At 70.1% G+C, this 13,258-nt stretch carries 13 protein-coding genes; 10 read left to right on the forward strand and 3 right to left on the reverse strand.

Annotated elements, in window-relative coordinates; translation table 11 throughout:
- Positions 1 to 13: 13 nt before the first annotated feature.
- A complete protein-coding gene (locus tag CCN37_RS17145) occupies positions 14 to 1,012 on the reverse strand; it encodes a LacI family DNA-binding transcriptional regulator (RefSeq protein WP_086821787.1) in 999 nt (332 codons plus the stop codon).
- Between the two features lie 139 nt (positions 1,013 to 1,151).
- On the opposite strand from CCN37_RS17145, the gene CCN37_RS17150 reads away from it, so the two are divergent.
- The 9 genes from CCN37_RS17150 to iolD all read left to right on the forward strand — a co-directional run bounded on the left by CCN37_RS17150 (position 1,152) and on the right by iolD (position 10,685).
- Positions 1,152 to 2,165, forward strand: a complete 1,014-nt coding sequence (locus tag CCN37_RS17150) for a Gfo/Idh/MocA family oxidoreductase (RefSeq protein WP_086821788.1) — start codon at positions 1,152 to 1,154, stop codon at positions 2,163 to 2,165.
- The gene (locus CCN37_RS17155) at positions 2,162 to 3,034 is read left to right on the forward strand and encodes a TIM barrel protein (RefSeq protein ID WP_086821789.1); all 873 of its coding nucleotides are present in this window, start codon (positions 2,162 to 2,164) and stop codon (positions 3,032 to 3,034) included. The genes CCN37_RS17150 and CCN37_RS17155 overlap by 4 nt, the downstream gene beginning before the upstream one ends.
- Before the next feature lie 22 nt (positions 3,035 to 3,056).
- Complete coding sequence (locus CCN37_RS17160; protein ID WP_086821790.1) at positions 3,057 to 4,055, forward strand: sugar ABC transporter substrate-binding protein; 999 nt, start codon at positions 3,057 to 3,059, stop codon at positions 4,053 to 4,055.
- A 72-nt stretch (positions 4,056 to 4,127) separates the two neighbouring features.
- A complete protein-coding gene (locus CCN37_RS17165; RefSeq protein ID WP_086821791.1) occupies positions 4,128 to 5,168 on the forward strand; it encodes an ABC transporter permease in 1,041 nt (346 codons plus the stop codon).
- Between the two features lie 2 nt (positions 5,169 to 5,170).
- Complete coding sequence (locus CCN37_RS17170) at positions 5,171 to 5,950, forward strand: ATP-binding cassette domain-containing protein (protein WP_086821792.1); 780 nt, start codon at positions 5,171 to 5,173, stop codon at positions 5,948 to 5,950.
- Positions 5,947 to 6,882, forward strand: a complete 936-nt coding sequence (iolC, locus tag CCN37_RS17175) for a 5-dehydro-2-deoxygluconokinase (RefSeq protein WP_086821793.1) — start codon at positions 5,947 to 5,949, stop codon at positions 6,880 to 6,882. Before CCN37_RS17170 ends, iolC begins: the two co-directional genes overlap by 4 nt.
- Positions 6,879 to 7,766, forward strand: a complete 888-nt coding sequence (locus CCN37_RS17180) for an aldolase (RefSeq protein WP_086821794.1) — start codon at positions 6,879 to 6,881, stop codon at positions 7,764 to 7,766. The genes iolC and CCN37_RS17180 overlap by 4 nt, the downstream gene beginning before the upstream one ends.
- The gene (iolB, locus tag CCN37_RS17185) at positions 7,763 to 8,653 is read left to right on the forward strand and encodes a 5-deoxy-glucuronate isomerase (protein WP_086821795.1); all 891 of its coding nucleotides are present in this window, start codon (positions 7,763 to 7,765) and stop codon (positions 8,651 to 8,653) included. The genes CCN37_RS17180 and iolB overlap by 4 nt, the downstream gene beginning before the upstream one ends.
- A gap of 139 nt (positions 8,654 to 8,792) precedes the next feature.
- Complete coding sequence (iolD, locus tag CCN37_RS17190) at positions 8,793 to 10,685, forward strand: 3D-(3,5/4)-trihydroxycyclohexane-1,2-dione acylhydrolase (decyclizing) (RefSeq protein ID WP_086821796.1); 1,893 nt, start codon at positions 8,793 to 8,795, stop codon at positions 10,683 to 10,685.
- An 84-nt stretch (positions 10,686 to 10,769) separates the two neighbouring features.
- Here the strand turns inward: iolD and CCN37_RS17195 are convergent, their stop codons facing one another.
- Positions 10,770 to 10,964, reverse strand: a complete 195-nt coding sequence (locus tag CCN37_RS17195) for a DUF3073 domain-containing protein (protein WP_086821797.1) — start codon at positions 10,962 to 10,964, stop codon at positions 10,770 to 10,772.
- Positions 10,965 to 11,143: 179 nt separating this feature from the next.
- Between CCN37_RS17195 and CCN37_RS17200 the strand changes: the two genes are divergently transcribed.
- Entirely contained in the window at positions 11,144 to 12,037 is an 894-nt protein-coding gene (locus tag CCN37_RS17200; RefSeq protein WP_086821798.1) for a hypothetical protein, read from the forward strand.
- Here CCN37_RS17200 and CCN37_RS17205 read toward each other — a convergent pair.
- Positions 12,034 to 13,233 carry an MFS transporter gene (locus tag CCN37_RS17205; RefSeq protein WP_086821799.1) on the reverse strand — a complete coding sequence of 400 codons (1,200 nt, stop codon included), beginning with the start codon at positions 13,231 to 13,233 and terminating at the stop codon, positions 12,034 to 12,036. The two genes, CCN37_RS17200 and CCN37_RS17205, sit on opposite strands and share 4 nt — an antisense overlap.
- Positions 13,234 to 13,258: the final 25 nt, after the last annotated feature.

The following is a 13,258-nucleotide window of genomic DNA, read 5'->3' on the forward strand; positions in this document are numbered from 1 at the left end:
TACAGGACAGCGCCTAGGCGGGCGGCGGGCAGGTGGTCGAACGGGTGACCAGCTTGGGGTGCAACAGTTTCCGGACCGGTTCGGCCCGACCCTCGCGCACGCGCTGGAGCAGCGCCTCGGCGGCGAGCCGTCCCATCTCCGTGCGCGGCTGGTCGATCGTGGTCAACGAGACGTGGCGCATCGACGCGAGCGAGGTGTTGTCGTAGCCGATCACCGAGACGTCCTGCGGCACGCGCAACCCGGCCTCCTCCAGGGCGGAGATCGCGCCGACCGCGTTGTAGTCGTTGGCCGCGACGATGGCGGTGGGCGGGGTCTCCCGCGCGAGCAGCATCTCCTTGATCGCCTTGGCGCCCGCCGCGTCCGTGTACTCGCTGCGGAAGACCTCCGGTTCGAGCCCGTGGTCGCGCATCGCGATCTGGAAACCGCGCCGCCGCAGTGCGGACTGCGAGCCACCTCCGCCGTCGAGGTGAGCGATTCGACTGTGCCCCAACGACACCAGGTGATCGACGGCCATTCGCGAGCCAGCCTCGCCGTCGTCGTTCACCGTGTCCACAGTGGACAGGCGCGAGGACCGCGACACCAGCACGATCGGGGACTGCTCGGCGGCGGACTCGATCGCCGCTGACGGCACGACCGGCCCGAGCAGCGCGAGACCCGCTGGGCGGAAGGACAGCAGGCTGTTCAGCGCGCGCCGCTCCCTCGCGGGGCTCCGCCCGCCGGAGTTGATGATCAGCTCGAAGCCCTCGGCCCGCGCCGCCGCGTCCAGACCCTCCGCGACCTCGGCGAAGAAGGGGTTGTGCAGGTCGGAGAGCATCACGCCGAGCACGGTGGAGGTCCGGCTGGCCAGCGCGCGGGCCATCACGTGCGGCGAGTAGCCCAGTTGCTCGGCCGCTTCGAGCACGGCCGTGCGCCGCTGCGCGCTCACCTTCGGCGAACCCCGCATCACCAGGGAAACCAGTGCTCGTGACACGTTCGCGACGCGCGCGACGTCCTCCATCGTCGGACGGGCCACAGCGTCCTCCTTGACCGGTCCCGTGACGGCTACCAAGGTTGTGAGCCTTGACACTGCAGCGGAGAACGCTACAGCATTGGAGCGCTCCAACCAATAGAGCGCTCTAACGGCGCGAGCCCCTGACCTGGACGGAGAGCGAATGCGCATCGGAGTTGCGGGTGTCGGGCGGATCGGCACCATGCACGCCGCCAACCTCGCCTCACTTGGCCGGATCGACGAGGTCGTGCTCTTCGACCCGCTGCCGGGACGCGCCGAGCAGGCGGCCGCCGCGCTCGGTGGCGCCGTGCGCGCGGTCGACGACCTGGACGCCCTGCTGGCGTCCTCGGACGGGGTCCTGCTGGCCACGCCGACCGACACGCACCCGGACATGCTGCGCAGGGCGCTGGCCGCCGGTGTGCCGACGCTGTGCGAGAAGCCGATCGCCAGCGACATCGACGAGATGCGCGCGCTGGTCAAGGACGTGGAGGCGTCCGGAGTGGAGGTCCTGGTCGGCTTCCAGCGGCGCTTCGACCCCGCGACCGTGGAGCTGCACCGCCGCATCCGTTCGGGTGACGTGGGCACGATCTACCTCGTCCGGGCGATCGGCCACGACGCGAACCCGCCGGACTTCGGCTACCTCCCCGCATCCGGCGGCATCTTCCGCGATCTGCTCATCCACGACCTGGACGCCGTGCCGTGGCTGGTCGGCGAGCCCGTCGTGGAGGTCTACGCGGCCGGGTCCGTGCTCGTGCACGACGCGTTCGCGCAGGCCGACGACGTGGACAACGCCGTGGTGACGCTGCGCTTCGCGGGTGGCGCGCACGCCACGCTCGCCGGTGGGCGGCACAACCCGCTCGGCTACGACCACCGCATCGAGGTGCTGGGCAGCAAGGACTCCTTGACGGTCGGCGTCGACCCCCGCACCCCGTTGACCTCGCTGGAGAACGACGGCCCGAAGGTCGGCCCCGGCGCCTACCCCGGCTTCATCGAGCGCTACCACGACGCCTACCTCAACGAGATGGCCGTGTTCGTGGACGTGGTCTCCGGCAAGGCCGAGAACCCCTCGCCCGCACGGGAGAGCCTGACCAGCCTGGAGCTGGCGCTCGCCTGTGACACCTCGCGCCGTACCGGAAACCCGGTGCGCCTCACCCAGTCAGTGGAGGTCACCCGATGAGCCCGAAGATCGCCGCCGCCCCGATCTCGTGGGGCGTCTGCGAGGTGCCCGGGTGGGGCCACGTGCTCGACGCGAAGACCGTGCTCGGCGAGATGGCCAGCCTCGGCGTCCAGGCAACCGAACTGGGCCCGCCGGAGTACCTGCCGACCGACCCCGCCGAACTGCGCGAACTGCTCGGCGGCTACGGCCTCAGCATGGTGGGCGGATTCCTCGCCGTCCCCTTGCACACCGGCGACCAGTCCACTGTGGACGAAGCCGAGCGCGCGGCGAAGCTGCTCGCGGCGACCGGGGCCGAGGTGCTGGTGCTCGCGGCGGCCACCGGGCTCGACGGTTACGACGATCGGCCGAAGCTCACCGACGCGGAGTGGGCCACACTGGTCGAGACCGCTGCCCGCATCCGAGACATCGCTGCGGCACAAGGTCTTCGCACCGTGCTGCACCCGCACGTCGGCACGCACGTGGAGAACGCCGACGAGGTCGACCGCTTCCTGGCCGACTCCGATCTGGAGCTGTGCCTGGACACCGGGCACCTGCTCATCGGCGGCACCGACCCGGTCGAGCTGGCGCGCAAGTACGCCGACCGGATCGGGCACATGCACCTCAAGGACGTCCGGGCCGACGTCGCGGAGCGGGTCCAGCGCGGAGAACTCGCCTACGCCAAGGCCGTTGGCGAGGGCATTTACGTTCCGCTCGGGGACGGGGACGTGGACATCGCCGGTATCGTCGCGTTCCTGCGCGAGTCCGGCTACGACGGTTGGTGGGTCCTGGAACAGGACACCGCGTTGCAGGTGGGGGACGCCGAAGCGGCGGGTCGGCCGGTGCGGGACACCGAGCGGAGCCTGCAATACCTGGGGAAGCAGTTCGACTGAGATCGCTTTCTAGGAGTTGACAATGACGTCTCACCGATCCCGCCGCGTCGGCGCGTTGGTCGGACTCACCGCGGCGGGCTTGGTGCTCGCCGCGTGCAGTGGCCCCACGGGCGGCACGGGTGCCACTCCTTCAAGCGCGCCAGGGGGTTCCGCTCCCTCGGGTGGCCCGCTGAAGGTCGCGGTGGTCTCGCACGGGACGCCGGGCGACGCGTTCTGGAACGTGGTGAAGAACGGGGCGGAGGCCGCTGGCAAGGAGCTCGGCGTCGAGGTCCAGTACCAGGCCAACGGCGATCCCGCCGCGCAGGCGAAGTCCATCGACAACGCGGTGGCGCAGAAGGTCGGCGGCATCGTGGTGTCGATGGCCAACCCGGACGCGCTGCGCGACTCGATCGCCAAGGCCACCCAGGCGGGCATCCCGGTCGTCACGATCAACTCCGGTGAGCAGCGCAGCACCGAGTTCGGCGCGCTCATGCACGTCGGCCAGAACGAGGGCATCGCGGGCGAGCAGGCTGGCAAGAAGCTCAAGGACGCGGGCAAGCGCAAGCTGCTGTGCGTGATCCACGAGGCGGGCAACATCGGGCTGACCCAGCGCTGCGACGGCGCGGAGCGGGGTTTCGGCACGACGCAGAAGCTCCAGGTCGACATCAGCAACCCGACCGACGCGCTGGCCAGGCTCAAGGGCGCGCTCCAGTCGGACCCGTCGATCGACGCGGTGCTCACGCTGAACCCGCAGGTCGCGGGCAACGCGGTGAGCGCGGCCAAGGACACCGGTGGCAAGGCGCAGGTGGCGACCTTCGACCTCAACTCCGACGTCGTGGCGGCGATCAAGGCCGGTGACGTGCTCTTCGCCGTCGACCAGCAGCAGTACCTCCAGGGGTACCTGCCGGTGGTCTTCCTCAAGCTCTACAAGGACAACGCCAACACCGTCGGCGGTGGCCGCCCGGTGCTGACCGGTCCCGGCTTCGTCGAGAAGTCCAATGTGGACGCTGTCGGCCGCAACGCCGACCGCGGCACCCGCTGATCGCTCCGGCGGGTTCCGCGCGGAGCCCGCCGGATCTCACCGATCTCACCGGATCTCACCGAAGGAGTTGGGATGGCGTTGGCGGTGCAGGGAGACGACGAGCGCGTCGCTCGCGTTGGCCTCGCGGATCGCCTGGTCAGCAGGCCGGAACTGGGGTCGGTGCTCGGGGCGCTCGCCGTGTTCGTGTTCTTCTCGGTGCTCACCGACCAGTTCCTCAGCCCGATGGGCGTGGCGAACTGGCTGGACGACTCCTCGACGCTGGGCATCATGGCGGTCGCGGTCGCGCTGCTGATGATCGGCGGTGAGTTCGACCTCTCGGCCGGCGTGATGACCGCCTCCACCGCGCTGGTGACGGCGATCCTGGCGACGCAGCTCGGCTGGAACACCTGGCTGGCGCTGCTGGTCTCGCTGGTGTTCGCGCTCGGCGTCGGCGCGCTCAACGGTTGGCTGGTGATGAAGACCGGTCTGCCTAGCTTCATCGTCACACTGGGCACGTTCCTCGCGCTGCAAGGGCTCAACCTCGGCATCACGCGGCTGGTCACCGGCTCGGTGCAGGTCTCCGGCATGCGCGCCGCCGAGGGCTACGAGTCGGCGGGCTACCTCTTCGCGTCCACTGTGGACGTTGGAGGGACGTCGTTCCCGATCTCCATCGTGTGGTGGGTGCTGGCCGCGGCGGTCGGCAGCTGGGTGCTCGTGCGCACGCGCTTCGGCAACTGGATCTTCGCGGTCGGCGGGGCCGCCCCGAGCGCCCGCGCGGTCGGCGTTCCGGTGGTGCGCACCAAGATCCTGCTGTTCATGACGACGGCCTTCGCCGCGTGGCTGGTCGGCTCGATCAACATCCTGCGCTTCACCACGGTCCAGGCCAACCAGGGCATCGGGCTGGAGTTCCAGTTCATCATCGCCGCGGTGATCGGCGGCTGCCTCCTGACCGGTGGGTTCGGCTCGGCGATCGGGGCCGCGATCGGCGCGCTGATCTTCGGCATGGCCCGTCAGGGCATCGTCTTCGCGCAGTGGGACAGCGACTGGTTCCAGCTGTTCCTCGGCATCATGCTGCTGGCCGCCGTCCTGGTGAACAACGCCTTCCGCCGCAGGGCGGAGCGGGTGAGGAAATGACGATGAGCGCGCTTCTGGAAACCCGTGAGGTCGGCAAGAGCTTCGGCAGCGTGATCGCGCTGAACGGAGTGTCCACCGTGGTCAACGCGGGTGAGGTGACCTGCGTTCTCGGCGACAACGGGGCGGGCAAGTCGACGCTGATCAAGATCTTGGCCGGGGCGCACCAGCACGACACCGGCGAGTTCCTCATCGAGGGCGAACCGGTCCGGCTGTCCAGCCCGCGCGAGGCACTGGACCGCGGCATCGCGACGGTCTTCCAGGACCTGGCCGTTGTCCCGCTGATGAGCGTGTGGCGCAACTTCTTCCTCGGCTCCGAACCGCGCAAGGGCTGGGGTCCGTTTTCCCGGCTGGACAGCGCGAATGCGCGCTCGACCACCAAGAAAGCCTTGGCGGAGATGGGAATCGACCTCCGCAACGTGGAGCAGCCGGTCGGCACGCTCTCCGGCGGTGAGCGGCAGTGCGTCGCGATCGCGCGCGCCGTCCACTTCGGAGCGAAGGTGCTGATCCTGGACGAGCCGACGGCCGCGCTCGGCGTCAAGCAGGCCGGGGTCGTGCTGCGCTACGTCGCGCAGGCGCGTGACCGGGGGCTCGGCGTCGTGCTGATCACGCACAACCCGCACCACGCCTACCCGGTCGGCGACCGCTTCCTGTTGCTCAAGCGCGGGCGCAGCCTCGGCTGCTTCGACAAGGCCGACATCTCCCTCGAAGAGCTGACCAGGCAGATGGCCGGTGGCGCCGAGTTGGAGGCGCTGGAGCACGAACTGCGGGGGATGGGCTCGTGAGCGCATTGGAACTGCTGACGGTCGGGCGCGTCGGTGTCGACCTCTACCCCGAGCAGAGCGGCGTTTCGCTGGCCGAGGTCAGCACCTTCGCGAAGTCGCTCGGTGGCACGGCGACCAACGTCGCGGTGGCGGCGGCCAGGCTCGGCCGCCGCTCCGCCGTGTTCACCAAGGTCGGCGAGGACGACTTCGGCCCGTACGTCCGCAGCGCGCTCAGCGACTTCGGCGTTTCGCCGGAACACGTTGGCACGGAACCAGGTCTGCTCACTCCAGTGGTGTTCTGCGCGCTCAACCCGCCCGCCGACCCGCCGTTGTTGTTCTACCGCCGTCCCACCGCGCCCGATCTCCGGCTGCGCCCGGAAGACGTGCCGTGGGACGAGGTCGAGAACGTGCCGCTGTTCTGGGTGACCGGAACCGGTGTGTGCGAGGAGCCTGCCAGAGCTACGCAGCGGGAAATGTTGCTGCGCAGGGGCCGCCGGGAGCACACGGTGCTCGATCTGGACTACCGCCCCATGTTCTGGGAGTCCGAGGTCTCCGCGCGCGCAGAGATCTCGTGGATGCTTGACCACGTCACGGTCGCGGTTGGCAACCGCACCGAGGTGGAAATCGCTGTGGGGACTGATGATCCCGACGAAGCCGCCAAACGTTTGCTCGATCGCGGTGTGCGCCTGGCGATCGTGAAGAAGGGCGCCGAGGGCGTTCTGGTCGCCACCGACGAGGGCTCGTGGACCGTGCCGCCGCACCCGGTCGAGGTCGTGTGCGGGCTCGGCGCGGGTGATGCGTTCGGCGGAGCGCTCGCACACGGGCTGCTGGCGGGCTGGAACCCGGTGCGCATCGCCGAGTACGCGAACGTGGCTGGCGCACTGGTCGCGTCGCGCTTGGCGTGCGCCGACGCCATGCCGACGCCTGAGGAGATCGAGGCTGAGCTTTCGTGATCACCGATGCCGACTGGCGGAAGTTGTTGCACACCAGGGCTTTCGAGCCCGGAGCGATCGCGTCCGCCTACGCCGCCCGTCGCCGCAGGCCGCTGCTGGGGCCGAGCGGCACGCTGTTCCTCGTCGCCGCCGACCACCCCGCGCGCGGAGCCCTTGGCGCCGCAGGCGATCCGACCGCGATGGCCGACCGCCGCTCGCTGTTGGAGCGCCTGCTCATCGCGCTGGAGAACCCGGCGGTGGACGGTGTGCTCGGCACTCCGGACATCATCGAGGAACTGCTTCTCCTGCACGGCCTGCACGACAAGGTCGTCATCGGCTCGATGAACCGCGGCGGCCTCGCGGGCGCGGACTGGGAGATCGACGACCGCTTCACCGCCTACTCCGCAGAGTCCATTGTGGACTACCGGTTGGATGGCGGAAAGATGCTGCTGCGCCTGGTGAACTCCGACGCCGGGACCGCTCCTACCTTGCACGCGTGCGCGGAAGCCGTGTCATCTCTGGCCTCCGCCGGTGTCATGGCGATGGTCGAACCGCTGCCCTACGAACGCCGCGACGGCTCGCTGGTGCTCCAGGATGACGCGGCGTCGTTGGCCAGGGCGGTCACCGTCGCCTCCGGTATCGGCCGCACTTCGGCGCACACGTGGCTCAAGCTCCCCGCGCCCGCCGATCCCTCCGCCGTGCTCGGCGCGACCACCTTGCCCTCGTTGGTCCTCGGTGGTCCTGACGCTGACACATCGTTGTGGGACAAGACTTTGCGCCATCCGGTCGTGCGCGGACTGGTGGTCGGCCGCACGCTGCTCTACCCGCCGGACGGCGACGTGGCCGCTGCCGTGGCTACCGCTGCGAGCCTTCTGCGCTCCACCCGAGAGGAGATCTCCGCGTGACGCTCCACCGTCCACAAGGGACGCTCGCTGTCGACGGCGACCCGATCCTGCTCACTCCCGAGGACGCGGGCTGGACGCACTGCGGTCTGCGCGTGCTCGTGCTGGAGCCGGGCAAGCCGCGCGTTGTCGAGACAGGCGAGTTCGAGGCGTTCGTGCTCCCCCTCGCGGGCGGCTGCGTGGTGGAGGTCGACGGCCAGCGCTTCGAACTCGAAGGCCGCGAGTCCGTCTTCACGCGAGTCACCGATTTCGCTTATGTGCCAAGGGAAGCGTCCGTCACGCTGACCTCAGCTGGTGGAGCCGAGATCGCACTGCCGATGGCCAAGTGCACGCGCCGCCTCGAACCCCGCTACGGCCCGGCGGAGGACGTCCCCGTCGAGGTGCGCGGCGCGGGCAACGCGACCCGGCAGGTCACCAACTTCGGCACTCCCGGCGTGTGGGACCACGCCGACAAGCTCAACGCCTGCGAGCTGATCACCCCCGACGGCAACTGGTCCTCGTACCCGCCGCACAAGCACGACGACTCCGAGCCGTGCGAGGTGATGAACGAGGAGATCTACTACTTCCGCATCGCCGCGCGCGACGGCGTGACCCCGTCGCGCGAGGGCTTCGGCTTCCACCGCACCTACACCGGCGACGGCGAGATCGACGAGGACGTCACCGTCCGCGACGGCGATGTTTTCCTCATCCCACGCGGATATCACGGCCCGTGCGTCGCCGCGCCCGGCTACCCCATGTACTACCTCAACGTCCTCGCGGGCCCGGCCGAGGAGCGCTCCATGGCCTTCTGCGACGACCCCGCCCACACCTGGGTCCGCGACACCTGGGCCACCACCCCCGCCGACCCCCGCTGCCCCGTCACCACCGCAGTCCCCAAACGTGCTGAATGACTCGTTGATGTGGTTGAACGTGCTGAACGAGTCATTGACCACGCTCAACGTGGTGAACGAGTCATTCAGCACGAAACGCCCCGAATGACTCTGAACTCCCTGAACGGGTCGTTCAGGGCACAACCCAGGAGGTAGTGGAGTGCGTACGGTTCGGCTGACCACGGCCCAGGCGCTCGTGCGGTGGTTGATCGCCCAGCGCACGGAACTGCTCGACGGCTCGCAGGCGCCGCTGTTCCCCGGGGTGTTCGCGATCTTCGGCCACGGCAACGTGCTCGGCCTGGGCAACGCCCTCGAAGAGCACCGCGACGAGATCCCGGTGTGGCGCGGGCAGAACGAGCAGGGCATGGCGCTCGCCGCGATCGGCCACGCCAAGGCCACCCACCGGCGCCAGGTCATGGTGGCGACGTCCTCCATCGGCCCCGGCGCGCTCAACATGGTCACCGCCGCGGGCGTCGCGCACGCCAACCGGCTGCCGGTGCTCCTGCTGCCCGGCGACACCTTCGCCAGCCGCGCGCCCGACCCCGTCCTCCAGCAGGTGGAGCACTTCGGCGACGGCACGCTCACGGTCAACGACGCCTTCCGCGCGGTGAGCCGCTACTTCGACCGGATCACCAAGCCGGAGCAGCTGCTCGCCGCACTGCCGCAGGCCGCGCGCGTGCTCACCGACCCCGCCGAGTGCGGCCCGGTCACGCTCGCGCTGCCGCAGGACGTGCAGGGCGAGGCGTTCGACTTCCCGGAGTCGCTGTTCGCGCCGGTGGTGCACCACATGATTCGCCCTCGCGCCGACTCGCGGTCGATCGAGCGCGCCACCGAGCTGATCAAGGCCGCCAAGCGCCCGCTGCTGGTGGTCGGCGGCGGCGTCCGCTACTCCGGCGCGGGCGGCAAGGTCATCGAGTTCGCCCAGACGCACGGCGTGCCGATCACCGAGACCACCGCCGGCCGCACCCTCGTGCCGCACGACCACCGGCTGCACGCGGGGCCGCTGGGCGTGACCGGTTCTTCGTCGGCGAACACCCTCGCCGCGAAGGCCGACGTGGTGATCGCCGTCGGCACCCGCCTCCAGGACTTCACCACCGCGTCGTGGACGGTCTTCCACCCCGACACCAAGATCGTGTCGATCAACGCGGCGCGCTTCGACGCGGTCAAGCACGGTTCGCTCGCCGTGGTGGCCGACGCCGCCGAGGGACTGCGCGAACTGAACCGCGCGCTGGGCGACTGGCGGGCCGAGGACCCGTGGACGGCCTCTGCCGCTCACGAGCGCGCCAAGTGGGACGAGCACCTTGACGGGCTCCGGCAAGCCACGGACGGGCTACCGACCTACGCGCAGGTCGTCGGCGCCGTCAACGACAACGCGCACCCGCAGGACTACGTCATGACCGCCTCGGGCGGCCTGCCCGGCGAGCTGATCGGTGGGTGGCGCGCACTGGGCGCCGCGACCATGGACGTCGAGTACGGCTTCTCCTGCATGGGCTACGAGATCGCCGGAGCTTGGGGCGCCGCCATGGCCCGCGCCGAGACGCACCCCGACGGCGTCGTCACGACACTGCTCGGCGACGGCTCGTACCTGATGATGAACTCCGAGCTGTTCTCCGCCGCGTTCGCCGGGCACCCCCTCGTCGCGGTCGTCTGCGACAACGACGGCTACGCGGTGATCGCCCGCCTCCAGCAAGGCCAAGGCGGCGCGGCCTTCAACAACATGTTCAAGGACTGCCGCACAGTTGCAGGCAAGGGCACGGACAGCTCCCAGCGCCGAGTCGACTTCGCCGCGCACGCCGCTGCACTGGGCTGCGGCGTGATCCAGGCCGACACCCTCGCCGAGGTCGGTCCCGCGTACGCCGCCGCCCGATCGCAGGCCCGCCAGGAACGCCGTCCCGTCATGGTCCTCGTGCGCACGCACCCGTCGTCCTGGACCGAGGCCGGAGCCTGGTGGCAGGTCGGCGTCCCCGAAACCGCACACCGCGCCGAGATCACCCAGGCCCACCGCGAACTCCAAGAAGCCCGGACCCACCAACTCCGCTACCTGGCCAACTGACGCACTCCGAACCCGATGGACACGTTCTCAGGGCCGTCCCACCGGTGCTGGTGGAACGGCCCTGATGTGCGTGTGGAGAGGGATTCAGTCGCGGTACTTGTCCGCGTACCTGTCCTCGTACGGGTCGTCGTCCTCTTCGTCCTCGACGGAGGGCGGAGGAGGAGGACTCTCGTCACCGGACAGCTCGCGCTGCAACGCATCGAAGTCGGCGGGAGGGGTGTGGTACTTGAGCTCCCGGGCCACCTTCGTCTGCTTGGCCTTTGCACGGCCGCGCCCCATGGCTCGACCCCCTCATACAGGGACGGGGGCGACCAGTGGTGGCCCCGCACGTCTCGACTCGTTTCCTGGCAGTCACCGTACCGTGCCCAGGCCACTGAATGCGACGCGGCACGGCGCTCCGGGCAGTGCCTCATGACACGGTTGTGACCGGGCCGAGACCGCATGGCACGATTCCTCCCGTGCCCCGTCCGTTCGTCGCCTATCTCCGGGTGTACGAGCCGTTGTCCTCCCTGGAGGGCGCGTTTCGTTCGCAGGTCGAGCACGCGCTGCGCAACGGAGGCGGGCTCACCAGGTCCCAGGCCGCCGATCGCGAGCGCGAACTGTGGCTTAGGACACAGTCGACCGCCCCGACCCGCCTGCTCCCCGGCGACAACGCCGAGGGCGAAGGCGCGCTGCGCAGGCTCGACGTGATCACCCTGCCCGTCGCCGACGCGCCCGGCCGCGACGCGGTCGACTCCGACGAGTCCCCGTTGGTCTGCCCGCTCGACCTCCGCCCGCGCGCCGCGGCCGGGGTGATGGGCTTCCTGGCCCACTCGGTCGGACCGCTGGTCGACGAGGCGCTGCCGCTGCCGGTCGAGGTGGTCAGGGCGAGGGCGTCGGCCGCGCTGAGCAACCTGCCGCGCCGAGCCGCGCACGTCGTCTCCTCCACGTGGACCGTGCCGCTGCCGTGGTTCGCGCTGGTCGACCCGGGCGCGCGCAAGGTGGTCCTGAAGGAGCGCGGGGACGCGGAGCGCAGCGTGCACTGGCTGATCTCCATGTCCGACGCGCGCCGCCGCGCCGAGGAGGCGCACGCGGTGGTCACCGCGACCCTCGGCGAGGAGGGCCCGGCCCGCATCCTCCGCGACACCTCGCGCTGGCTGGCGCACTTCGACGACAACTCGGTGATCGAGCTGGACTACGGCGGCATCGTCCAGCTCCTGGAGGACACCGAGCTGACCGAGGACACCTCAGCCGAGGACGTCCAGGTCGCGCTCAGCGCCCTGGAGACGGGCAACGCCGAGCTGGCCGCCGAGCGCTACGCGAAGCTCCGCGAGTTCTGGAGCGACCTGGCCTCCCGCGAGCAGCACAACTAGCGAGCCGCTTTCATCCCCCGAGCCGTCTTGCTGAACGCCAGCCCGACGCCGACCAGGAGCATCGGCAGTGCCGCGCCCACGAAGGCCCACTGCACGTCGACCGCGATCAGCACGCCCATCAGCGCGATCGACACGGAGTCCAGGGTCATCCGGGGCAGGTCGATGATGCTGTTCACCCGGCCGAGCAGCTCGCGCGGAGCGGTGGTCTGGATGAAGGCGGGCAGCGCCACGTCACTGGAGTACGCGACCCCCACGCCGATCACGGCGAGCACGGCCGCGGCGACCCACACGCTGGGCAGGAAGCCGATGACCGCGAAGGCCGTGCCCTCGCACAGCGTCATCCCGATGATCAGCAAGCCCCAGCGCCGGGGCAGCCCGGTGACCGACGCGCTGTAGGCGCCGATGAGCTGGCCGAGCCCCCACGACGCGACGAGCACGCCGAGCGCGATCGGATCGCCGGACAGCTCCTTGGCCAGCGCGGGCAGTCCGACGGCGAACAGCCCCGCGTAGGCCAGCGTCGCCGCCGTGACCAGCAGCAACACGATCCGGATCTCCACGTTGTCGCGGGCGTAGCGCAGCCCGGCGCCGATCTCGCGCCACAACGGGGTCTCGGGGCGCTCGGCCGGTGCTCCCGCAGGCGCTCCGCGCAGCGTCAACGCCGCGAACAGGAACGTCGCCGCGTTCACGATCATGGCGATGGTGGTGCTGCCCAGCGCGACGAGCACGCCACCCGCGATCGGTCCGACCAGGCGGCCGAACTGCTCGCTCATCCCGAGCAGCGCGTTCGCCTTCGGGAGCTGTTCGTCGGGAACGAGCGACGGCAGGATGCTCGTGCTCGCGGGCCAGAAGAACGCCTCAGCGACACCGGAGATCACGCCGAAGACGAAGAAGTGCCAGACCGAGAGGGCGCCGGTGGCGTTGAGCACTGCCAGCGCGAGCACGCAGCCGCCGCGCACGAGATGCGAGATCAACATGACGGTCCTCGGCGAGAACCGGTCCGTGACAGCCCCGCCGACCAGCAGCAACGCGCCGCGCGGCACCGCGATGGAGATCATCACGGCGGCCAGGGTGGTGGTCGTGGAGCCGGTGGTCGACAGCACCAGCCAGGCGAAGACGACGTCGTAGCTGTAGTCCCCGAACATGGAGACCGACTCGCCCGCCCAGACACGGCGGAACGACTTCGGAAGATCGCGCATGAGCGGAACTGTCGCCGCACGTGCT

It is taken from the genome of Allokutzneria sp. NRRL B-24872 (assembly GCF_002155965.1).
Lineage (GTDB): Bacteria > Actinomycetota > Actinomycetes > Mycobacteriales > Pseudonocardiaceae > Allokutzneria.

Excerpts from the sequence above, each read along its gene's own strand:
- CCN37_RS17150 (WP_086821788.1), top strand. The coding sequence starts at position 1,152 with ATGCGCATCGGAGTTGCGGGTGTCGGGCGGATCGGCACCATGCACGCC.
- CCN37_RS17155 (WP_086821789.1), top strand. The coding sequence starts at position 2,162 with ATGAGCCCGAAGATCGCCGCCGCCCCGATCTCGTGGGGCGTCTGCGAG.
- CCN37_RS17160 (WP_086821790.1), top strand. The coding sequence starts at position 3,057 with ATGACGTCTCACCGATCCCGCCGCGTCGGCGCGTTGGTCGGACTCACC.
- CCN37_RS17165 (WP_086821791.1), top strand. The coding sequence starts at position 4,128 with ATGGCGTTGGCGGTGCAGGGAGACGACGAGCGCGTCGCTCGCGTTGGC.
- CCN37_RS17170 (WP_086821792.1), top strand. The coding sequence starts at position 5,171 with ATGAGCGCGCTTCTGGAAACCCGTGAGGTCGGCAAGAGCTTCGGCAGC.
- CCN37_RS17195 (WP_086821797.1), bottom strand. The coding sequence starts at position 10,964 with ATGGGGCGCGGCCGTGCAAAGGCCAAGCAGACGAAGGTGGCCCGGGAG.
- CCN37_RS17205 (WP_086821799.1), bottom strand. The coding sequence starts at position 13,233 with ATGCGCGATCTTCCGAAGTCGTTCCGCCGTGTCTGGGCGGGCGAGTCG.